Below are 22,321 nucleotides of genomic sequence, written 5' to 3' on the forward strand. Positions count from 1 at the left end.
CCATGCGGGTGGCGGTGCGCACCCGGCGGGCCACGGCCCCGGCGGCCGACGAGGACTGCCGGCGCACCCCGGTCGGCCGCCGACGAGGACTACCGGCGGACTGCGTGCCGACGCCCTCGACGACTACAGCTCGCCCTTGCGCGTCAGCTGGTTGAAGGCGATCCACCCCGGCAGCACCGGCAGCCACAGCGTCATCACGCGGTACAGCAGCACCGCGGGCGCCGCGACCTCGCTCGGCAGTCCGACCGCGATCAGGCCCAGCGTCAGGGCCCCCTCGACCGCGCCCATACCGCCCGGCGTCGGGGCGGCCGAGCCGATCGCGTTCCCGGCGAGGAAGACCACCGCGATGCTCGCGTAACTCAGCTCGGGGACGTGCGGTCCGCTGAACGCCCGGATCGAGGCGTCCAGGCAGAGCACGAACAGGCCGGTCAGCAGCAGCATGCCACCGATGCCGGTGAGCAGCTTCTGCGGCCGCTGGACCACGTCCAGCATGCGCGGCACGACCCCGGCGAACAGCGAGCGCACCCGGGTCACCACGAACTTCCGCAGGAACGGGACCGCCGTCACCACCAGCACCAGCACCGCGACCGTGAGCAGACCCGCGATCACCGTCCGGGACGGGGTCAGCGAGTCCGGGGTCCTCTCCGTACCGGTGAGATAGCCGAACAGCGCCAGCAGCATGACGTGGGCGCCGAGCCCGAAGAGCTGGGAGGCCCCGACGCTCGCCACCGCGAGTCCGGGGCGCACCCCGGCGCGCTGGAGGAAGCGGGTGTTCAGGGCCACGCCCCCGATGGCGGCCGGTGCGACGATCTTCACGAACGAGCCGGCCACCTGCGCCTGCACGGTCTTCAGGAACGGCACCCGCTCCGGCACGAAACCCAGCAGGCTCATGGCCGCCGCCACGTAGCTCAGTGCCGAGAAGCCGAGGGCCGCCGCCACCCAGCCCCACTCCGCCTGCTCCACGACCGCCCCGAAGTCCGCCTGGGTGACCTGGGAGATCACGAAGTACGCGGCGATGGCCCCGGCGATGAAGCTGAAGAGGGTGCGCGGTTTGATGCGCTCCAGCCGCACCGGTTCGACCGGCGCCTGCGGGCGGATCAGGAGGACCTGGCGGCGGATCTGGGCGAGCAGATCCTCATCGCGGGCCTCCTCCAGCGCCTCGCCGATGGCCCGCTTCTCGGCCTGCTTCTCGGTCCGGTGGGACTTGCGTCCGGCCTTGCGGTCCGAGGTGTGCTCGCCCCCGGCTTCCTCGGCCCTCGTCCGCTTGGCCGTCTGTGAGGCCTCCACGGCCGCGTCCCGCTCGCGCTGCGAACGCTCGCGCGCGATCCGGCGCAGCGCAGCCCGGGTGGACCGGCTCAGCGCGATCGGCTGGAGCAGCGGCAGACAGTCCGCCACGGCGTCCGGACCGAGCACGGCCAGTGCCCCGGCGACGGACCGCTCGGCCCCCACCCGCAGCCCCAGCGTGGTCAGCAACTGGGCCACGTCCATGCGCAGGACCAGATCACCGGCCGCGATCTCGCCGCCGCGCAGATCCGTCACGAACGCCTTGCCGGAACGATCCACCAGGAGGGCGTCGCCGGTCAGCCTGCGGTGCGCGATCCGCCGCGACTGGAGGGCCTTGACCTGACGCCAGGCGCTGCGCACCAGATCGTCGGTGATCTCCACGTCCTCCATCGCGTCCAGCGACCGGCCGCCGATGTGCTCGTAGACGAGCATCACCGCGTCGGGCCCCAGTTCGGAGGTGGCGATCAGCTTGGGCGCGTTCGCCCCGGCGGCGATCGCCGCGTACGCGAGGAGCGCCTCCTGCTCCAGCGCCTGGCGCAGCGACTGGATGGAGCGCCGCTGGGTGATCCCGCGCAGCGTGAGCCGTCGCCAGGCCCGGTAGAAGAACCCCTGGGCCTGCTGCTCGCGGTCGACGACGGTGACGTCGAGCGGCGGCCCGTCCTCCAGGGTGACCAGATAGCGCCGCCCCCGGTCGCCCTGGTCGACGCTGTCCTTGTCGTCCCTGTCCCGGTCCGGGGTGTCCTCGGCTCGCATCGCCGCGATCGGGCGGAAGCCGACGTGCCGCAGCCCCGCCATCAGGTGCTGGCCGGTCGGGCGGACGTTCGGTGAGCCGACCGCGTACAGCGTGCCGTACGCCACCGTCCAGCCGATCAGCACGGTCAGGATGATCGAGAACGGTGTGGTGTACCCGCCGACGAGCATCGCGAACGCGTCGAGCAGCAGCACCATCCACAGCACCACGCGCCAGCGAGGCCGCCGCGCCATACCGACCGCCGTCATGTACGCGATGACCGGCGCGAGATAGCCGTGCACCGGGTCGGTCAGCCCGCCCGTCGTCTGCGGCTGGGTCAGCGCGTCCTGGATGGTGCCGGGCGCGGTCCGCGAGACCCACAGGTCGGTGGCGAGGGTCACCCCGTGGGCGAGGACCGCGGCCAGTACGCCGTCCGCGATGCGCAGCCCGTCCCGTTTGATCAGGCGCTCGATGGCGAAGGCGACGGGCACCAGCAGCACGGCGATGCTGGACACCAGACCGGCGATCTTGATCAGCAGATCGGGCGCCTGCTCGGTGCCCTTGGAGATGTCGTCCTCAAGGCCGGTGGTGGTGCCCTGGGCGAAGGCGGCGATCGAGAGCAGGACCGCGATCGCGAACACCCCGATGAGCAGCCGCATCAGGTCGGAGGGGCGGTGGACCCGGGCGGGCAGCAGCGGTTCGTCACCGGAGACCCGGTCGCTCAGGGCGGCGTCGGCGGAAGCCAGGGTCGAACCGGTCAGATGGCCGGAACCGGAGACGGACGTGGTGGGGCCGTCGGCCCGGGGAACTCCGGAGCCCGCGGACGCTCCGGAGTCCTCCGGAGCGCTCGACGAGCGCTCCCCGGCATCAGAGGCGTCCGCCGCCTTCGGTGGCTGCACGCCCTGCTCCTTCGTCGCCTCTGGTTCGTCTTCGTGGTCTCGTATCACCGGTCACCGCCCGCACGATGGTGGCACGGCCCGTAGACAGAGGGGGGCATCAGGGTGCATTGCACGGGCGCGGGAAGCGCAACATACGCTCCTTTGCACCTGTGCGCACGCTGTCCGCCCGGACCGCCACCGTTCCGGGCGGGCTGTCGGTCGCGTACGGCAGGATGGGGCGGATGAGCCAGGACCAGACGGGCGGAGGCGGACCCGGCACCGCGCCGACCGGCCCCGAACTGCCGGAGTACGCGGAGCGTGTCCTCGACGTCGCCGATCTGATCCCGCCCGGCCGGGTGATGACGTACGGCGATGTCGCGGAGTGGCTGGGCGAGGGCGGGCCCCGCCAGGTCGGCCGGGTGATGGCCTTGTACGGCTCCGCCGTGCCGTGGTGGCGCGTCGTCCGGGCCGACGGGACGCTGCTTCCCGGCCATGAGCTCCGCGCGCTGGAGCACTACCGCGCGGAGGGTACGCCGCTCCGTGCGGCGTCCCGGCAGTCGGAGGGGCACGTGCCGCGCCTCGACATGCGCCACGCCCGCTGGGACGGCACCGGCGCGGACGGACCCGGGCACGAGCAATCTCACACCTGACAGCGTCCGCTCCCGGTGCGACGAGGGGCGCGTCGCACGTGACGTACACGACGCACGTGATGCAGGTGACGCACACGACGCACGTGATGCACGTGACGCACGTGACGAGGGACGCAGCGCCCCCGCTGCCTCGCGCGCCGCCGCTGGCGTAGCGTCGTGTTCGCGCGGCACGCTCCGCCCCTTTCCTCGACTGCTTTGACTGCTTTGACCGCTTTCACTGCCGTGACCGCCTTGGCTGTCCCGGCTGTCCCGGCTGTCCCGACCCTGTTCCTCATCACCTGTACACCCACCAGGACCGGCGATCCACGTGAGCACCTCCTCCACCCGGCACAGTCCGCACCGTGAGTCACGGCCGCGGACCACGGGCGCGTACCGGCTGGTGCGCACTCCGCCCGGGTCCGTGGATCCCCCCCTCCTGGACGCAGGTCAGCGAGCGGTGGTTGATCACCCCGGCGGTCCGCTGCTGGTCCTCGCCGGACCCGGCACCGGGAAGACCACCACCCTTGTCGAGTCCGTCGCCGCCCGGGTGAACCGGGGCGGCGACCCCGCCCGCATCCTGATCCTCACCTTCAGCCGCAAGGCGGCCGTCGAGCTGCGCGACCGGCTGGCGGCCCGGCTCGGCGCGGCGCGCGGCCCGCAGGCGACCACTTTCCACGCCTACTGCTACGCCCTGGTCCGCGCCCACCAGGACGCCGACCTCTTCGCCGACCCGCTGCGCCTGCTGTCCGGGCCCGAGCAGGACGTCACCGTCCGCGAGCTGCTCGCGGGCCAGCTCGACCTGGAGAAGGAGGGCCTGGCCCATATCCGCTGGCCCGACGAGCTGCGGGCCTGCCTGACCACCCGCGGCTTCGCCGACGAGGTGCGCGCGGTGCTGGCCCGCAGCCGTGAGCTGGGCCTCGGCCCGGACGCGCTGGCCGACTTCGCCCGCCGCACGGGCCGCCCGGACTGGACGGCGGCGGCCCAGTTCCTCGCGGAGTACCTCGACGTCCTCGATGCCCAGGGCGTCCTGGACTACGCCGAACTGGTGCACCGCGCGGTCCTGCTCGCCGAGCGCCCCGAGGTCGCGGCGCAGCTCGCGGGCGCTTACGACGCGGTGTACGTCGACGAGTACCAGGACACCGACCCCGCGCAGGTGCGGCTGCTGCACGCGCTGGCGGGGAACCGGGGGCGTGCGCCGGGCGGTGCCCGGGGGCGTGGTGAGGACACGCGCGGCGGCCGGACGCTGATCGCCTTCGGCGACCCCGACCAGTCCATCTACACCTTCCGGGGGGCCGACGTGAACGGCATCCTCGACTTCCCGGACACGTTCCGCCGGGCCGACGGCACTCCCGCGCCCGTGGGCGTCCTCACCACCTCACGGCGCTCCGGCTCCGGACTGCTCGCGGCGACCCGGCTGCTCACCCGCCGGATGCCGCTGACCCGGCTGCCCGCCGACACCGTCCGCGCCCACCGCGAGCTGCACGCCGTCCGGGAGGGCGGCCGTGTCGAGACGTACACCTACCCGACCGCCTCCACGGAGCTGGAGAACATCGCGGACCTGCTGCGCCGCGCCCATCTGGAGGACGGGGTGCCGTGGCAGGAGATGGCCGTGCTGGTACGGGCCGGGGGCCGCTCGCTGCCCGCCGTCCGCCGCGCCCTCACCTCGGCGGGCGTCCCCCTGGAGGTCGACGGCGATGACCTTCCGCTCCGCCACGAACCGGCCGTCGCTCCGCTGCTGACGGCGCTGCGAGCTGTGGCGACGGCTGCGCTGCACGACCGTCCGGCGGAACCGGAACCGGAGCCGGGGCTGGAGCCGGAGCCGGAACCGGCAGTTCAGCCGGAGCCGGAACCACAACGAGTAGTTCAGCCGGAGCCGGAACCAGAACCGCAACCGGCAGAAGCTCAGCCGGAGGGAGGGCCCGCCCCCTGGCTCGACACCGAGACCGCGCTCGCCCTCCTCACCTCTCCCCTCGGCTCCATGGACGCGGCCGATCTGCGCCGCCTCGGCCGGGCCCTGCGCGACGAGGAACGGGCCGCCGGAATCCGGGTTCCCGCCCCCTCCGACGCGCTGCTGGCCCGCGCCCTGGCCGAGCCCGAGCGGCTCGTCACGCACGATCCGGCGTACGCCCACGGAGCGCAGCGCCTCGGTGCGCTCCTGCGCAAGGCCCGCGAACTCCTGGCGGGCGGCGGCACTGCCGAGGAAGCCCTGTGGACCCTGTGGAACGGCACCCCCTGGCCGCGCAGGCTGGAGGCGGCCGCGCTGCGCGGCGGGGCGGGCGGGCGCAACGCCGACCGCGATCTCGACGCGGTGTGCGCCCTGTTCGAGACGGCGGCCCGCGCCGAGGAGCGCACCGGCGGGCGCGGGGCCCTCAACTTCCTCGAAGAGGTCGACGCGCAGGACATCGCCGCCGACACCCTCTCCCGGCGGACCGCCCGCCCCGACGCCGTACGCCTGATGACCGCCCACCGCTCCAAGGGCCTGGAGTGGCGGCTCGTCGTCGTCGCCGGGGTCCAAGAGGGGCTCTGGCCCGACCTGCGCCGCCGGGGCTCCCTTCTGGAGGCGGACCGGATCGGCCACGACGGCCTCGCCGAGCCGCTGACGCCCGGGGCGCTCCTCGCCGAGGAGCGCCGGCTCTTCTACGTCGCTGCCACCCGCGCCCGCGATCGCCTGGTCGTCACCGCCGTGAAGGCTCCCGCCGACGACGGCGACCAGCCCTCCCGCTTCCTCACCGAGCTGGGCGTGGAACCCCGCGAGGTCACCGGCCGCCCGCGCCGCCCCCTCGCGGTCGCCGCGCTCGTCGCGGAGCTGCGCGCCACCACGGTCGACCCGGCCGCGTCCGACGCCCTGCGCGAGGCCGCCGCCCACCGCCTCGCCCGGCTCGCCGCGCTCACCGACGACGAGGGACGGCCGCTGGTGCCCGCTGCCCACCCGTACCGCTGGTGGGGCCTGGAGGAGCCGACCCGTTCCGCCGTCCCCCTGCGCGACCGCGACCAGCCCGTCACCCTCTCCGGCAGCGCCCTGGACCAGCTCGCCAACACCTGCGCACTCCAGTGGTTCCTGGGCCGCGAAGTGAAGGCCGACGCCCCGGCCACCGCCGCCCAGGGGTTCGGCAACGTCGTCCACGTACTCGCCGACGAAGTCGCATCCGGCCGTACGCCCGCCGATCTCGACGTCCTCATGGAACGCCTGGACTCCGTCTGGAACGGCCTGGCCTTCGACGCCCCCTGGAAGTCCGAACAGGAGAAGGACCAGGCCCGTGCCGCCCTGGAACGCTTCCTGCACTGGCACGTCCTGGACCGCGCCGGCCGCACGCCCGCCGCGAGCGAGCACGACTTCGACGTGACCCTGGAGGCGGGCGATTACGCCGTACGTATCCGGGGCTCCATGGACCGGGTCGAACAGGACGCCGAGGGCCGGGCGTACGTCGTCGATTTCAAGACCGGCAAGGGCGCGCCCACCAAGGACGAGGTGGCCGCTCACCCCCAGCTCGCCGTCTACCAGCTCGCCGTCCGGGAGGGCGCGGTCGACGAGGTCTTCGACGGAAAGCGCCCCGAGCCGGGCGGCGCGGAACTGGTCCAGCTCCGTCAGCCCGCCCCCAAGAAGGAGGGCGGCGACGCCTTCCCCAAGGTCCAGGCCCAGGAGCCGCTGGCGGGGGAGTGGGTCTCCGACCTGCTCGCCACGGCCGCCGGAAAGGTCCTGGACGAACGCTTCACGCCCACCACCGGCACCCACTGCACGCACTGCACGTTCCGTGCCTCGTGCAGCGCACAGCCGGAGGGGCGGCAGGTGGTGGAGTAGGGCCTTTCGTGAGCATCGGCCCGGGTTGTCAGTGGCTCCGGTTACCGTTTCCCACGTGTCCTCACGCATCACCGATCCCGAGCAGCTCAAGGAGCTCCTCGGGATTCCCTTCACCCCGGAGCAGACGGCCTGCATCACCGCGCCGCCCGCCCCGCAGGTGATCGTGGCCGGAGCCGGGTCGGGGAAGACCACGGTGATGGCCGCCCGCGTGGTCTGGCTGGTCGGCACCGGCCAGGTCGCGCCCGAGCAGGTCCTCGGCCTCACCTTCACCAACAAGGCGGCGGGCGAGCTGGCCGAGCGCGTCCGCAGGGCGCTCATCGCCGCCGGGGTCACCGACCCCGACGTCATCGACCCGGACAACCCCCCGGGCGAGCCCGCGATCTCCACGTACCACGCGTTCGCGGGCCGCCTCCTCACCGAGCACGGACTGCGCATCGGCCTGGAGCCCGCCACCCGCCTCCTCGCCGACGCCACCCGCTATCAGCTGGCGGCGAAGGTGCTGCGCGAGGCGCCGGGCCCGTATCCGGCGCTCACCCGGTCCTTCCCCACCCTCGTCAGCGATCTCCTGGCGCTCGACGCGGAGCTGTCCGAACACCTCGTACGCCCTCGGGCGCTGGACACGTACGACACCGAGCTGCTGCGCACCCTGGAGCACGCGAAGCTCAGCAACGCCGACCTGCGCAAGATCCCCGAGACCGCCGAGGCCCGCCGCTCGCTCCTCGCCCTCACCGAGCGCTACCGCTCCGCCAAGCGCAGCCGGGACCTCATCGACTTCGGCGACCAGATCGCGCTCTCCGCCGAGCTGGCCCTGACCCGCCCCGAGGTGGGGGAGATCCTGCGGGACGAGTTCCGGGTCGTGCTGCTCGACGAGTATCAGGACACGTCGGTGGCCCAGCGCCTGCTGCTCTCGGCGTTGTTCGGCGGCGGTACGGGGCCGGGGGCGGCCGGTCACCCACCCACCGGTCACGCGGTCACCGCCGTGGGCGACCCCTGCCAGGCGATCTACGGCTGGCGCGGCGCCTCCGTCGCCAACCTCGACGACTTCCCCGAGCACTTCCCGCACGCCGACGGCATCCCCGCCACCCGCTACAGCCTCAGCGAGAACCGCCGCAGCGGCGGCCGCCTCCTCCAGCTCGCCAACGGCCTAGCGGAGCCGCTGCGCGCGATGCACGAGGGCGTCGAGGCGCTGCGCCCCGCCCCGGGCGCCGAGCGCGACGGACTGGTCCGCTGCGCCCTGCTGAACACCCACACGGAAGAGATCGACTGGCTCGCGGACTCCCTCGCCCATCTCGTGCGCACCGGTACCCCACCGGGCGAGATCGCCGTCCTGTGCCGCACCGCGGGGGACTTCCCCCAGATCCAGGCCGCCCTGGTCGCCCGGGACATCCCGGTCGAGGTCGTCGGCCTCGCCGGGCTGCTGCATCTGCCCGAGGTGGCCGACCTGGTCGCCGTCTGCGAGGTCCTCCAGGACCCGGGGGCCAACGCCTCCCTGGTTCGCCTCCTCACCGGACCGCGCTGGCGCATCGGCCCCCGGGACCTCGCCCTCCTGGGCCGCCGCGCCCGCCTCCTCGTGCACCGGGCGGGCGGCGCGGACGACGGCGCCGACCCGGACCGGCGGCTCGCGGAGGCCGTCGAGGGCACCGACCCGGCCGAGGTGATATCGCTCGCCGACGCCCTGGACACCTTCCTCATCGCGGGGGACGCGGCGGACGACGGGCTGCCGTTCTCGGCGGAGGCCCGGGTGCGCTTCGCCCGCCTGGCCCGGGAGCTGCGCGACCTGCGCCGCTCGCTCGCGGACCCCCTGATGGACGTCCTGCACCGCGTCCTGGCCACCACAGGGCTGGACGTCGAGCTGTCCGCCTCCCCACAGGCGCTGGCCTCCCGCCGCCGCGAGACCCTCGCCAACTTTCTGGACATAGCGGCCCGGTTCGCCTCCCTGGACGGTGAGGCGTCCCTGCTCGCCTTCCTCGGCTTCCTGCGGACCGCCGCGCAGTACGAGAAGGGCCTCGACAACGCGCTGCCCGGCGGCGAGAACACCGTCAAGGTCCTCACCGCGCACAAGTCCAAGGGCCTGGAGTGGGACGTGGTCGCCGTGCCCGGACTGGTCACCGGCCAGTTCCCCAGCGGCCAGTCCCGGGAGGCCTGGACCGCCCAGGCCAAGGTGCTCCCGCACGCCCTGCGCGGCGACGCGGCGACCCTCCCGGCCCTGGACGCCTTCGACGGGCTCGACGCCAGGAGCATGAAGACGTTCAAGCAGGAGATGAAGGAGCACCAGCACACGGAGGAGCTGCGCCTCGGCTACGTCACGTTCACCCGCCCCCGCTCCCTGCTCCTCGGCTCCGGCCACTGGTGGGGCCCGTCCCAGAAGAGGACGCGCGGCCCGTCCGCCTTCCTGGAGGCGCTGTACGAGCACTGCGCGGCGGGCCACGGCGAGGTCGAGGCCTGGGCGGACGAGCCCGCCGAGGACGAGGAGAACCCGGCCCTCGCGGCACCCGAAACCGACCTGGCCTGGCCGCTCCCGCTCGACGCCGACGCCCTTACCCGCCGCCGCGCCGCCCGGGACACGGTCCTGGCCCACCTGGAGGGCCTGGCCGTCCACGGGGATCAGCAGCCACCGGCGTACGGCACCGGCCCCGACGACGTAACGGCGTACGGGGCTGACCACGACGAGGCGCCCATCGAGGAGGGCCACGAGGACTGGGACTGGGACGAGCTCCCCACCGAACGTCCCCCCGGCGCCCCGGCCCCGGAGTCCGTACGGGAGCCCGCACCGCTCGTCCCCGCCGCCCGCCACGCCCCGGAGCCCGGCGCCACGGCAGCGCTCACCCCGGAGGAAGCCCGCACCCTCGCCTCCTGGGACCGGGACCTGGACGCCCTGGCCGGGGAGCTGCGCCGGGCCCGCGCCACCGTGCGCGAGGTCCTCGTCCCCGCCTCGCTCTCCGCCACCCAGCTGCTGCTCCTGGCCGAGGACCCCGACGCCTTCGCCAAGGAGCTGGCCCGGCCCATGCCCCGGCCGCCGCAGCCCGCCGCCCGCCGGGGCACCCGCTTCCACGCCTGGGTGGAGTCCCGGTACGAGGAGCTCCCGCTGCCCATGCTCGGCCCCGACGAACTGCCCGGGGGCGACGAGAGCGACGCGGACATCGCCGACGAGCGGGACCTCGCCGAGCTGAAGGAGGCGTTCGAGCGCACCGCGTACGCCCGGCGCACGCCGTACCGGGTGGAGACCCCGTTCCAGATCACCCTCGCGGGCCGGGTGATCCGGGGCCGGATCGACGCCGTCTACCGCACGGGTGACACGTACGAGATCGTCGACTGGAAGACCACCCGCCACCGCACCGCCGACCCCCTCCAGCTCGCCGTCTACCGACTGGCCTGGGCCGAGCTGCACGACCTGCCGCTCACCGCCGTCACCGCCACCTTCCTCTACGTACGCAGCGGGGAGACCGTCCACCCGCAAGGGCTGCCGGGCCGGGCCGAGCTGGAGCGGATCCTGCTGGACGAGCCGGCCCCCGAGGGCGGATAGGCTCAAGAGCATGAGCGAGACCCCGGACAGCGCCGTCCGTACGTACACCGAACAGCACCGCGCAGCCTTCCTCGACGACCTCGCGGAGTGGCTGCGCATCCCGTCCGTATCCGCGCAGCCGGAGCACGACGGGGACGTACGGCGCAGTGCCGAATGGCTGAGCGCCAAGCTCAAGGAGACCGGCTTCCCGGTCACCGAGATCTGGGAGACCCCCGGCGCCCCCGCTGTCTTCGCGGAGTGGCCCAGCGAGGACCCGGGCGCCCCGACCGTGCTGGTCTACGGCCACCACGACGTGCAGCCGGCCGCCCGCGAGGACGGCTGGGACACCGACCCGTTCGAGCCGGTGATCCGGGACGGCCGGATGTACGGACGCGGTGCAGCCGACGACAAGGGCCAGGTGTTCTTCCACACCCTCGGGGTCCGCGCCCACCTCGCCGCCACCGGCCGCACCACCCCGGCCGTCCACCTCAAGCTGCTGATCGAGGGCGAGGAGGAGTCGGGCTCCCCGAACTTCCGCGCGCTGGCCGAACAGCACGCGGACCGCCTCGTCGCCGACGCCGTGATCGTCTCCGACACCGGCATGTGGGACGAGGAGACGCCGACCGTCTGCACCGGCATGCGCGGCCTCGCGGAGTGTGAGATCGAGCTGTACGGCCCCGCCCAGGACATCCACTCGGGATCGTTCGGGGGAGCCGTCCCCAACCCTGCCACCGAGGTCGCCCGCCTGGTCGCCGCTCTCCACGACGAGAACGGCCGCGTCGCGATCCCCGGCTTCTACGACGGGGTCACCGACCTCACCGACACCGAGCGGGCGCTCTTCGCCGAGCTGCCCTTCGACGAGGCGACCTGGCTGCGTACGGCGAAGTCGCAGGCGTCGCACGGCGAGGCCGGGTACTCCACGCTGGAGCGCGTCTGGGCCCGCCCCACCGCCGAGGTCAACGGCATCGGCGGCGGCTACCAGGGCGCGGGCAGCAAGACGATCATCCCCTCCTCCGCCCTGGTGAAGATCAGCTTCCGGCTGGTCGACGGCCAGGACCCCGACCGCGTGCAGCAGACCGTCCGCGCCTGGGCCGAGTCCCGCGTCCCGGCGGGCCTCCGCCACAAGATCGCCTTCCAGCCCGCCACCCGCCCCTGCCTGACCCCGCTGGACCACCCCGCCCTCCAGGCGGTCGCCGGCGCGATGGGCCGGGCCTTCGGCAAGAAGATCCTCTTCACCCGCGAGGGGGGCTCGGGCCCGGCCGCCGACCTCAGGGACGTCCTCGGCGCCCCCGTACTCTTCCTCGGCATCTCCGTACCCTCCGACGGCTGGCACGCCCCCAACGAGAAGGTCGAGCTGGACCTGCTGCTGAAGGGCGTGGAGACGACCGCGTACCTGTGGGGAGAGCTGGCCGAGGCGCTCGGCCGGTGACACTGCTGAACCCGATGAACCCGCTGAGCCCGCCGCACCTCCACGTACCTCCGCACACCCGATCCGCCCAGGGGGAGTAGGAAGCACCTGTGAGCACCTTCGACAACGCCACCGCAGACCGCCCGATCGGCCTCACCGCGCCGGGCGGCATCGACCGCGCGGCACACCACCGCCTCGACGAGGCCTGGCTGTCCGTGGCGTGGAGCCACCCGACGACCCGCGTCTTCGTCGTCTCCGGCGGGCAGGTGCTGATCGACGACACCCCCGACGGGGGCACCGAGATCGTCATGACCCCGGCCTTCGAGGCCCCGGTCACCGAGACCCACCGGTACTTCCTCGGCACGGACGAGGAGGGCGTCAGCTACTTCGCGCTCCAGAAGGACTCGCTGCCCGGCCGCATGGACCAGTCGGCCCGCCCGGCCGGACTCCGCGAGGCGGGCCTGCTGCTGGGCCCCCGAGACGCGGGCCTCATGGTCCACGCGGTCGCCCTGGAGAACTGGCAGCGCCTGCACCGCTTCTGCTCCCGCTGCGGCGAGCGCACCGTCATCGCGGCGGCCGGACACATCCGCCGCTGCCAGGCCTGCGGCGCCGAGCACTACCCGCGTACGGACCCGGCGGTCATCATGCTCGTCACCGACGACCAGGACCGGGCCCTGCTGGGGCGCCAGGTGCACTGGCCGGAGGGACGCTTCTCCACGCTCGCCGGGTTCGTCGAGCCGGGGGAGTCGATCGAGCAGTCCGTGATCCGCGAGGTGTACGAGGAGGCGGGCGTCACCGTCGGCGAGGTCGAATACATCGCCAGCCAGCCGTGGCCCTTCCCCTCCAGCCTGATGCTGGGCTTCATGGCCCGGGCGACCTCCTCGGAGATCAACGTCGACGGCGAGGAGATCGAGGAGGCTCGCTGGTTCTCCCGCGAGGACCTCACGGCGGCCTTCGAGTCCGGTGAGGTCATGCCCCCGTTCGGCATCTCGATCGCGTCCCGGCTGATCGAGCTCTGGTACGGCAAGCCGCTCCCGAGGCCGGGCGGCGTGCGGCGCCCGGCCTGAACGGCCACAGGAAACACCGCTGCCCCCGGCGGTGCCGGGGGCAGCGGGGCGCGCGAAGTGCCTGGGGTCAGGCGGCGAGCGCCTGCTTCACCTGGGCGAGCGACGGGTTCGTCATGACCGACTCGGTGCCCGAGGGGGCCACGATCAGCAGGGTCGGCACCGTCTGGTTCCCGCCATTCGCCTTCTCGACGAAAGCGGCCGATTCCGGGTCGTGCTCGATGTTGACCTCGTTGTACGCGATGCCCTCGCGGTCCATCTGGCTCTTCAGCCGACGGCAGTAGCCGCACCAGGTGGTGCTGTACATCGTCACAGTGCCCGCCATGTCGCTGGCGCTCCTTCGTCTCGTCCGTACCGCTGCGCGGCCGGCAGCGTCACTTGCGGTCCGGCGGCTTTCCCGCAGCGTTCCCGCACGGAATGGAACGTACGGGACACGGCCACCATTCCCACAACCGCCCCGGCCGGGGCGCACGGGACCTCCGTACGGCACACTCCGGCACACCCGGGCACGCCACACCCCGGCGCACTCCGGCCACCCGGGCAAGCACCGATCACCCGGGCACGCACCAGTGCGCACCGGTACGACGAATACCGCACCCCTGTGGACAACCGCCGCACCCGCCCCGTGCGACCTGGCAGCATGGCGGGGTGACAGCAGCAACGCACTCCACCCTCTTCCCGCAGGTTCCCGAGACCCCGGACGCCGTGCTCGACGGGCTCGACCCCGAGCAGCGCGAGGTGGCACTCGCCCTGCACGGACCGGTGTGCGTGCTGGCCGGAGCGGGGACGGGCAAGACCCGCGCGATCACCCACCGCATCGCGTACGGGGTGCGCGCGGGCATCCTCCAGCCCGCCACCGTGCTCGCCGTCACGTTCACCAACCGGGCAGCCGGAGAGATGCGCGGCCGCCTCCGCCAGCTCGGCGCGACGGGCGTCCAGGCGCGGACCTTCCACTCCGCCGCACTCCGCCAGCTCCAGTATTTCTGGCCGAAAGCAGTCGGTGGCGAGCTGCCCCGACTGCTGGAGCGGAAGGTGCAGCTGGTCGCCGAGGCCGCCGCCCGCTGTCAGCTCCGGCTCGACCGCAACGAGCTGCGGGACGTCACCGGCGAGATCGAGTGGGCCAAGGTCACCCGGACCGTCCCCGCCGACTATCCGGCCGCGGTCGCCAAGACCCACCGGGACGCCCCCCGCGACCCGGCGGTCCTGGCCCAGATCTACTCCACGTACGAACAGCTCAAGCGCGACCGCTCGGTCATCGACTTCGAGGACGTGCTGCTGCTCACCGTCGGCATCCTCCAGGACCGCCACGACATCGCCGACCACGTGCGCGGCCAGTATCAGCACTTCGTCGTGGACGAGTACCAGGACGTGAGCCCGCTCCAGCAGCGGCTGCTCGACCTCTGGGTCGGCGACCGGGACAACCTCTGCGTCGTCGGCGACGCCAGCCAGACGATCTATTCCTTCACCGGGGCCACCCCCGACCATCTGCTGAACTTCCGCACCCGCCACCCCGGGGCGACCGTCGTCAAGCTGGTCCGGGACTACCGCTCCACCCCCCAGGTCGTCCACCTCGCCAACGCTCTGCTGAGCCAGGCCCACGGCAAGGCGGCCGACCACCGGCTGGAGCTGGTCTCGCAGCGCGACAAGGGCCCCGAGCCGGTCTACGCCGAGTATCCCGACGAGCCCAACGAGGCGGAGTCCACCGCCCGGCGCATCCGCGACCTGATCGCGGCGGGTGTCCCGGCCGGGGAGATCGCCGTGCTCTACCGGGTCAACTCCCAGTCCGAGGTCTACGAACAGGCCCTCGCGGACGCCGGGGTGCCCTACCAGCTGCGCGGAGCCGAGCGGTTCTTTGAACGCGCGGAGGTCCGGGAGGCGGGCACCGCCCTGCGCGGCGCAGCCCGCGCCGGGCGCAACGACTCCCTGCTCGACGGGGCGGAGGACCTGGCCTCCCAGGTCCGGGCCGTGCTCTCCACCAAGGGCTGGACGACCCGCCCCCCCGCCGGGTCCGGGGCGGTCCGCGACCGCTGGGAGTCGCTGGCCGCGCTGGTGCGCCTCGCGGAGGACTTCGAGGCGGCCAAGCCGGGGGCGACCCTGACCGATCTGGTGCGCGAGCTGGACGAGCGGGCGGCCGCCCAGCACGCCCCGACGGTCCAGGGGGTGACCCTGGCCTCGCTGCACTCGGCGAAGGGCTTGGAGTGGGACGCCGTGTTCCTGGTCGGCCTGACCGAGGGCATGATGCCGATCGCGTACGCCAAGACCGACGAGCAGGTCGAGGAGGAGCGCCGCCTGATGTATGTGGGCATCACCCGCGCCCGCGTCCACCTCTCACTCTCCTGGGCGTTGTCCCGGTCGCCCGGGGGCCGGGCGGGCCGACGGCCGACCCGCTTCCTGAACGGGCTGCGCCCCGGTTCGGGCTCGGCCGGGACCCGGGGCGGGGCCGGGGGAGGCGGAGGGATCGACCGGGGCTCCGGGCGGGCCTCGTCCGCCGGGCCGACCGCGGTGGCGGCGCGGAAGCCGCACAAGCCGGTGCGCTGCCGGGTCTGCGGCCGGACGCTCACCACCGCCGGAGAGATGAAGCTGATGCGCTGCGAGGAGTGCCCGTCCGACATGGACGAGGCGCTGTACGAGCGGCTGCACGACTGGCGCGCCGCGCAGGCGGCCGTGCTCGGCCAGCCGGACTTCTGCGTGTTCACCGAGAAGACCCTCATGGCGATCGCCGAGGCAGCGCCGTCCACCGAGGGCGAGCTGGTCGTCATCCCCGGCGTCGGCACCCGGAAGCTGAACCGCTTCGGTGCCGATGTTCTGGCCATCTGCGCAGGTCAGGCGATTGATGGCGAGCCCGAGGAGGGCCCCGACAAGGCCTGAGAAAAACTCGTCCAGAAAATAGTTTGCGCCCGCCCCAGTCGTCACCATAGGTTCTTAACCACGGGAACAGCGACTTCTCTGAAGCCCTGACTCCGTGCTGTACTTATCCGAATACGCAGGACCGGCCCCGGCCGGTCCCCCCGAGACGCCGAGAGGAGGCGATTGAAGTGATCAGCATCATCGAAACCCAGAAAATGACCGATCTCTCGGTCGTCTCCGCCTGTTCGCTCGGCCTCGCCCGTTCCTCGGCTGCCTCGCTTCACGCCACCGGTCTGTCCGGCATCTCTGCCGCACGTCCGCTGTCCCCGGCGAGCCTCCCCGTGATGCGGGAGCGCAATGAGCGACCGATCGAGGCACCGGCGGCAGCAGTAGCGAAGGCAGCACAGGCTCAGGCCTATGCCTTTGCGGCAGCCGGTGCAGGAGCCAAGAAGCAGACGCAGCAGCACCACACGATGTGGGCCTTCCGTGGGCCTGAACCCTGGAGTGATCCAGCCTGATCCAGCATCAGGTCGGCGCCTTCAGGGCCGCGGAACCCCACTCGGGATCCGCGGCCCTTTTGTTTTGTCCGAACGGACGAGACGGAACGAAGGAGCCTCGGGACAAGCAGGACCTGGTACCAGCAGCCGCCAACCGGCCAACAGGCCGGCACGACCAGACGAGGACACCACCCACCGTGCACACCGAAACGCACGCCCCGTCAGTACCGCTCTCCACCCCGATCTCGCCGCCCGGCTCCACGGAGGACTCCACCTTGACCCCGCTCACCACGCTCACCGCGCTCGACGACGCCATCGAGAACCTCGGCGTCCCCGTCCCCTGCCGCTCCTACGACCCGGAGGTCTTCTTCGCCGAGTCGCCGGCCGACGTCGAGTACGCCAAGTCCCTCTGCCGCACCTGCCCGCTGGTCGAGGCCTGCCTCGCCGGCGCGAAGGACCGCCGCGAGCCGTGGGGCGTCTGGGGCGGCGAACTGTTCGTCCAGGGTGTCGTCGTGGCCCGCAAGCGGCCGCGTGGCCGTCCGCGCAAGAACCCGGTCGCAGCGTGACCGCCACCTGTGGGGTCCCCGCCCCCACACACCGGAACCGCCTCGGAACGATCGACCGCCCCCAGACTCATGACCCCCGGAATCAGGCACCAATGATCACCCCCACGAAGGAGCCCGTCGGCTCCGCCACCCCCGACGTCACCATCATCGGCGCGAACGACTCGCGTCAGAACAGGACCCGCGAAATGCAACTCATCCCAGAAGCCCTGGCGCGTGCGCATATGCACGACCGCCTGCGAGAGGCCCAGGGGGACCGCCAGTCGGCCCGCCTGGTCGCCGCCCGCCGGATGCAGCGCCGAGCGGAGCGCGCCTCCCTGCGCGCCCGCCGTGCGCTGGCCATGGCGGTCATGCACTGACCGTGCGACCGATCACTCCACCACGGGGCCGTCCGACAGGACGGCCCCGTGGTGCGTTGTGCCGCCGCGCGCCCGCCCGCTCGCGGGGATATCGTCACGAGGTGGACGAGGAGACCTATTCCCCTGACCGGCCTGCCGACGGACGCGTGGTGTGCGCCCGCTGTGGGACCGCCGCCGACGGCGACACGGCCCCTCCGACCTGGCTCTGCTCCATGGAGGACGGACGCCGTCTCCACTTCTGCGAGGACTGCGCCCGCCTCCACATCCGCGCGATCGAAAGCCGCCTCGACTCGCTCTGGTGGTAACCGCGCCCCGCCCCCGTCCTACGTCTGGACGGCCTCGCCCGCCTGCTCGCCCTTATCGCCGGCGCACGAAGTGAGCTCCGCAGCCTGCTCGGACTCGGGGGCCTGCGGGAACTCCGAGTCCTCTTCGAACTTCAGGGCCTCCTCAGGCTGCGCGGACTCCGCGACGAACGCCGGCAGCCACGCTTCGAGCTCGTCCCGCAGCCGGACCGTCGCCCCCAGCTGACACAGCACTCCGATCGTGCTGAGGGTCACCCGGTGTATCAGCACATACGACGGCGGAAGGTTCAGCTGACGGCCCAACTGGTAGGCGGGGGAGCGTGGATCGGCTATCCGGGCCGCCTGCTCACGGATCCAGCCCCGGGTGAAGGCGAACTCCTCCACCTGCGCGGGCTCGATGATCGGAAGCAGATAGTCGAGGACCGCGTCCGGGTCGAGCTCGATCGACTCCTTCACGAACCCTTCCTCACGCAACAGCCCGTACACCGCCGCGGCCTCGCCCTCCAGCGTCAGCCGCAGGGAGTCGCCGATGTTTCGCGGCAGCCCGCCCGGCAGCCGGTCGACCGTGCCGAAGTCCAGGACCCCCAGACGCCACGCCCCCGCCGGGCCTCTCGCCTGGTCCTCCGCCGGGCCACTCGCCTTCTCCCCCGCCGGGGGCAGCAGCCGGAAGTTGCCCGGATGCGGGTCGGCGTGGAGCAGGCCGGTGCGTGCCGGGCCGGAGAAGAGGAAACGGGCCAGCAGCTGACCCGCCCGGTCCCGCTGTTCCGCGGTGCCCTGCGTGATGACCTCGGACAGCGGGATTCCGTCGATCCACTCGGTCACCAGCACCTGATCGGACTGGTGCACCACCTGGGGAATCACCACATCCGGGTCATCCGCGAACTCCGCCGCGTGCTCCCGCTGCGCCTGCGCCTCCAGCTCGTAGTCCAGCTCCTCCGATACGCGGTCGCGCAACTCCTTGATGAGCGGCTTGATGTCCATCCCCGGGACGAGCGGGCCGAGCAGCCGGGCGAAACGGCTCAGCTGGGCGAGATCGGAGAGCAATGCCTCGCCCGCGCCGGGATACTGCACCTTCACCGCGACCTCGCGGCCGTCGTGCCACACCGCACGGTGGACCTGCCCGATCGAGGCGGCGGCCGCCGGAGTGTCCTCGAACTCCAGGAAATAATCCCGCCAGTGCTCCCCGATCCGCTCGGCGAGGACCCCGTGGACCGTGCGGGCGGGCAGGGGTGGGGCGGCCTCCTGAAGCTTGGTCAGCGCGGCCCGGTAGGGACCGGCGACCTCCTCGGGAAGCGCCGACTCGAAGACGGAGAGCGCCTGGCCCAGCTTCATGGCCCCGCCCTTCAGCTCTCCCAGGGTCTTGAACAACTGGTCCGCCGTGCGCTGCTGGACCTCGCGGGCGACGAGCTCGGCGGACTTCCCGCCGATCCGCTTGCCCAGGCCCCACGTGGCGCGGCTGGCGAAGCCGAGTGGGAGCGCGGCCAGCTTGGCGGTACGCGTAACCGCCTTCCGGGGAAGATCAGACATGTGCCCCTCCAGTTCCCAGACTGCCGTGCCGCTCCAGCCTCCGGTGTCACTCCGTCGACGGCGGTCACCCGGCCATTGTGTCCTGCGCCGGAAAACCGCCCGAGGTCCGATCCCCCTTAGCGGGTGCCCGACAACTCCGAGTCGGCTCACCGGCGCCCTCGGTCCCACCGCAGGAACAGTCCGCATGAGGGCCGATCCGCTCGGAGCGCCAGTCCAGCAACGGCAGAGCGGCCTCCCAGCGAGCGCCCGTGCTGGCCGGGAGGTCCCCGTCCAGAAAGGCCAGGGCATGGGCCGCGGCGAGACCGGCGACCGCGGTGGCAAGCCCCAGATCGCAGGCGGGCCCCGCGCCCCGCCGCCCCGAACGCCACTGGGCCAGCATCCGGGGCCACTGCGAATCCCGGTCCGTGCGATGCAGCTCCAGGCACCCCGCGCAGCCGGTGCCCCCGGGCAGCACCAACGGTCCGACCACCCCCGTCGCCTCGATCACTCCCGCATAGAGATGAGGAGTACCGGACGCGATCCAGGGCGCCGCGGTGTCCGGAAGGGGCGCGTACACCGCGAGGCCGTCCCGGGGCGCGACGACGACCAGCGAAAGACCGGGCTGTCCGGCGCCCCCGTCAAACCTCGCCCCCGCCCCCGCCGACCGGGGAGCCGGTCCGGGCGCGGACCGGCGGACGAGGCGGCGGGCGGCCACGTCGCGTCGTTCCCCCACGGACGCCGGAGGCAGCCCCGCGGGCGCCACATCCCAGAGCTCGGCCCGCCCCCCGTCCAGCACTTCAACCTCGCCCACCCCCGCACCCGACAACAACGAGGCGATCGACGCACCCACCCGCCCCGCACCCCGCACCTGGACCCGCATCGCCCGCCGGGCCGCCATCCGGCGCAGGCCGCCGCCCGGTTCGGGGTGGACGATGGAGAGCGAGGCCACATCGGGGCGTTGGCGGTCCATCACCTCGGCCCGTCGGCGCAGCGCGTCGGTGTCCGGGGCCGCCGATCTCGGATCGTCGAGAAGCCCGGCGTCCGTCAAGCGCGAGAGCAGCACATCGACATGACGCTCCGACAGGTCCAGCGCCCTGGCTTCCTCGTAAAGGAGTGGCAGGCCGCGTGTGCCGTCGAGCAGTTCCAGGAAACTTCCGGTGGCGATGTCCACCGGACCGAGCGTCACGGCGTGTGCGGGCGTCACCCCGAACTGCACGGTGTTCCGTCCACGCCAGGCACGGCGCAGTGCGGGCTTCAGCATCGGATGCATGACTTCTCCCCCGAGTCCCCGAGCGATGTTGCGATCACGGATTCGCGAGCCGTACCCCGCGAGTCCTTGTCAGCATGCGGGCCGACGGCGAACCCTGCGCAGAGTTGTCCACAGGCGGGGGGCGTTAGTCGTTCAAATAGTGCAAGCCGGCGTGCGAATCGTCGCCGAACCCTCCCCGGGGCGGGATTTCCCGCGCGGACAGCGGGTAACGTCGTGGCGTGCCCGCCGACCCGTCGTCCGGCTTCGCCGGGGAGTTCCCCGCGCGCAGGTCCGGAAGCCATCAGCGCAGCGCGGCAGCCCATCCGGCCCGCGCTTCGGCGACGAGCGCGGTCGAGGTCCGCAGGAGCACCCGGCGCAGGAAGTCGGTCTCCGCGTACCGGGAGGGCGACCGCACGATCGTGCTCATCCCCGCACGGATGTCCGAGGCTGAGGAGCGGCGCTGGGTGGGCGTGATGCTCGACAAGCTCGCCGCCCAGGAGGGCAAGCGGGTCCTGGGTGACACCGAGCTCGCGGAGCGCGCCGCGCGGCTGTCGGCCCAGTATTTCGACGGTCGCGCCCGGCCCGTCTCGGTGCGCTGGGTGACCAACCAGAACACGCGCTGGGGCTCGTGCACCCCGGCCGAGGGCAGCATCAGGCTCTCCCACCGGTTGCAGGGCATGCCGGAGTACGTCGTCGATTACGTGCTCCTGCACGAGCTGGCTCATCTGCTGGTGCCCGGGCACGGCCCGGGGTTCTGGCAGTTGCTGGAGTCCTACCCGCGCACCGAGCGGGCCCGCGGTTACCTCGAAGGTGTGGTGGCGGCCGAGCAGCTGCCCCACCTGCCCGCCGCCCGTCAGGAGTGACACGGGCGCGGGTTCCGAGCCACGCTCGGTGATCCCGAAGGGTCGCGTTCGGCGATTCTGTACCGGGTGTGTACCGGCTTGGTCGGATGTCGTCGATAGCGGTTAGCCTGGCGCGACGCATTCACCTTCCGGATGGGGGACGGTCGTTACGCATGGCCAGGGAATTCCAACGCGGCCACAAGGCCAAGATCAGTGACCTCACGGCAGGGACAGATCTGTACGTAGGTGTGCAGATCGCCGCCCCGGGGCTGACCTTCGACATCAGCTGCTTCGGCCTCGACGCCAACGAACAGCTCTCGGACGACCGGTATTTCATCTTCTTCAATCAGCCCAAATCGCCCGAGGAGTCCATTCAGCTCCTCGGCGCGCAGTCCGGCGACACCGAGTCCTTCCGCGTCACGCTCGACCGTATTCCGGCCGCCATCCAGAAGCTCTCGTTCACCGCGACCCTCGACGGCGCGGGGCAGATGTCGCAGATCGGCCCGGGGTACATCCGGATCGTCGCGGGCGGCGAGGAGGTGGTCAGGTACTCCTTCAGCGGATCGGAGTTCACCACCGAACGTGCGGTGATGCTCGGCGACTTCTATATGAAGGACGTCTGGCGCTTCGCCGCCGTCGGCCAGGGTTTCGACGGCGGACTCGAAGCGCTCCTGAAGAACTTCGGCGGCGAGGTCGCGGAGGAAGAGCCCCCGCCGCCCGCTCAGACCGCGGCCCCCGGGTTCGCCCCGCCGGCCCAGTCCGCCGCGCCCCCGGCGTTCGGTGCCCCGCCCGCCGCTCCTGCGCCACAGGCCCCGCAGCCCGCGCCGCCCTTCGAGGTCCCGGCCACGCCCACGCCGCCGCC

16 protein-coding genes are annotated in these 22,321 nt (G+C 72.7%); 12 read left to right on the top strand and 4 right to left on the bottom strand.

The window, feature by feature from the left end:
* Positions 1-123: 123 nt before the first annotated feature.
* Positions 124-2,913: a lysylphosphatidylglycerol synthase domain-containing protein gene (locus CIB93_RS31365; RefSeq protein WP_096631809.1), complete on the bottom strand. Its 2,790-nt coding sequence runs from the start codon at positions 2,911-2,913 to the stop codon at positions 124-126.
* A 221-nt stretch (positions 2,914-3,134) separates the two neighbouring features.
* On the opposite strand from CIB93_RS31365, the gene CIB93_RS31370 reads away from it, so the two are divergent.
* From CIB93_RS31370 to nudC, 5 genes are all read left to right on the top strand, one after another.
* The gene (locus CIB93_RS31370; RefSeq protein WP_306454831.1) at positions 3,135-3,542 is read left to right on the top strand and encodes an MGMT family protein; all 408 of its coding nucleotides are present in this window, start codon (positions 3,135-3,137) and stop codon (positions 3,540-3,542) included.
* A 307-nt stretch (positions 3,543-3,849) separates the two neighbouring features.
* Positions 3,850-7,320, top strand: coding sequence for an ATP-dependent DNA helicase (locus CIB93_RS31375; RefSeq protein ID WP_096631813.1), 3,471 nt, complete (start codon positions 3,850-3,852; stop codon positions 7,318-7,320).
* Between the two features lie 55 nt (positions 7,321-7,375).
* A complete protein-coding gene (locus tag CIB93_RS31380; RefSeq protein ID WP_096631815.1) occupies positions 7,376-10,843 on the top strand; it encodes an ATP-dependent DNA helicase in 3,468 nt (1,155 codons plus the stop codon).
* A 10-nt stretch (positions 10,844-10,853) separates the two neighbouring features.
* The gene (locus CIB93_RS31385; RefSeq protein ID WP_096631817.1) at positions 10,854-12,251 is read left to right on the top strand and encodes a dipeptidase; all 1,398 of its coding nucleotides are present in this window, start codon (positions 10,854-10,856) and stop codon (positions 12,249-12,251) included.
* 89 nt (positions 12,252-12,340) lie between these two features.
* Positions 12,341-13,297 (top strand): NAD(+) diphosphatase, encoded by a 957-nt coding sequence (nudC, locus tag CIB93_RS31390; RefSeq protein WP_096631819.1) that lies wholly within the window; start codon positions 12,341-12,343, stop codon positions 13,295-13,297.
* 67 nt (positions 13,298-13,364) lie between these two features.
* On the opposite strand, the gene CIB93_RS31395 is transcribed toward nudC, so the two are convergent.
* On the bottom strand, positions 13,365-13,619 hold the full coding sequence (locus tag CIB93_RS31395; RefSeq protein ID WP_006127421.1) for a glutaredoxin domain-containing protein: 255 nt from the start codon (positions 13,617-13,619) through the stop codon (positions 13,365-13,367).
* Between the two features lie 323 nt (positions 13,620-13,942).
* On the opposite strand from CIB93_RS31395, the gene CIB93_RS31400 reads away from it, so the two are divergent.
* From CIB93_RS31400 to CIB93_RS31420, 5 genes are all read left to right on the top strand, one after another.
* Positions 13,943-16,162, top strand: coding sequence for an ATP-dependent DNA helicase UvrD2 (locus CIB93_RS31400; RefSeq protein WP_096631821.1), 2,220 nt, complete (start codon positions 13,943-13,945; stop codon positions 16,160-16,162).
* A gap of 167 nt (positions 16,163-16,329) precedes the next feature.
* Positions 16,330-16,659 carry a hypothetical protein gene (locus tag CIB93_RS31405; protein WP_096631822.1) on the top strand — a complete coding sequence of 110 codons (330 nt, stop codon included), beginning with the start codon at positions 16,330-16,332 and terminating at the stop codon, positions 16,657-16,659.
* Positions 16,660-16,835: 176 nt separating this feature from the next.
* Positions 16,836-17,204 (top strand): WhiB family transcriptional regulator, encoded by a 369-nt coding sequence (locus CIB93_RS31410; RefSeq protein WP_065491124.1) that lies wholly within the window; start codon positions 16,836-16,838, stop codon positions 17,202-17,204.
* A complete protein-coding gene (locus CIB93_RS31415; protein ID WP_096631824.1) occupies positions 17,201-17,560 on the top strand; it encodes a hypothetical protein in 360 nt (119 codons plus the stop codon). The genes CIB93_RS31410 and CIB93_RS31415 overlap by 4 nt, the downstream gene beginning before the upstream one ends.
* A gap of 101 nt (positions 17,561-17,661) precedes the next feature.
* Entirely contained in the window at positions 17,662-17,865 is a 204-nt protein-coding gene (locus CIB93_RS31420; protein WP_096631826.1) for a hypothetical protein, read from the top strand.
* Between the two features lie 18 nt (positions 17,866-17,883).
* Here the strand turns inward: CIB93_RS31420 and CIB93_RS31425 are convergent, their stop codons facing one another.
* Together CIB93_RS31425 and CIB93_RS31430 are read right to left on the bottom strand one after the other, a co-directional pair.
* Positions 17,884-19,389 (bottom strand): AarF/ABC1/UbiB kinase family protein, encoded by a 1,506-nt coding sequence (locus CIB93_RS31425; RefSeq protein WP_096631827.1) that lies wholly within the window; start codon positions 19,387-19,389, stop codon positions 17,884-17,886.
* Positions 19,390-19,453: 64 nt separating this feature from the next.
* A complete protein-coding gene (locus CIB93_RS31430) occupies positions 19,454-20,638 on the bottom strand; it encodes a ThiF family adenylyltransferase (RefSeq protein ID WP_096631829.1) in 1,185 nt (394 codons plus the stop codon).
* 218 nt (positions 20,639-20,856) lie between these two features.
* Between CIB93_RS31430 and CIB93_RS31435 the strand changes: the two genes are divergently transcribed.
* Together CIB93_RS31435 and CIB93_RS31440 are read left to right on the top strand one after the other, a co-directional pair.
* Positions 20,857-21,480: a M48 family metallopeptidase gene (locus CIB93_RS31435; RefSeq protein WP_096631831.1), complete on the top strand. Its 624-nt coding sequence runs from the start codon at positions 20,857-20,859 to the stop codon at positions 21,478-21,480.
* A gap of 152 nt (positions 21,481-21,632) precedes the next feature.
* Positions 21,633-22,321 (top strand): TerD family protein (locus tag CIB93_RS31440; protein ID WP_143660109.1); only part of this gene is annotated, 689 nt, incomplete at its 3' end.

This window comes from Streptomyces sp. WZ.A104, assembly GCF_002382885.1.
In the GTDB taxonomy this organism is placed as follows: Bacteria; Actinomycetota; Actinomycetes; order Streptomycetales; family Streptomycetaceae; genus Streptomyces.

Bases quoted from the DNA above. Each gene is read 5' to 3' on its own strand.
- CIB93_RS31425 (WP_096631827.1), bottom strand. From the start codon at position 19,389: ATGTCTGATCTTCCCCGGAAGGCGGTTACGCGTACCGCCAAGCTGGCC.
- CIB93_RS31370 (WP_306454831.1), top strand. From the start codon at position 3,135: ATGAGCCAGGACCAGACGGGCGGAGGCGGACCCGGCACCGCGCCGACC.
- CIB93_RS31385 (WP_096631817.1), top strand. From the start codon at position 10,854: ATGAGCGAGACCCCGGACAGCGCCGTCCGTACGTACACCGAACAGCAC.
- CIB93_RS31430 (WP_096631829.1), bottom strand. From the start codon at position 20,638: ATGCATCCGATGCTGAAGCCCGCACTGCGCCGTGCCTGGCGTGGACGG.
- CIB93_RS31395 (WP_006127421.1), bottom strand. From the start codon at position 13,619: ATGGCGGGCACTGTGACGATGTACAGCACCACCTGGTGCGGCTACTGC.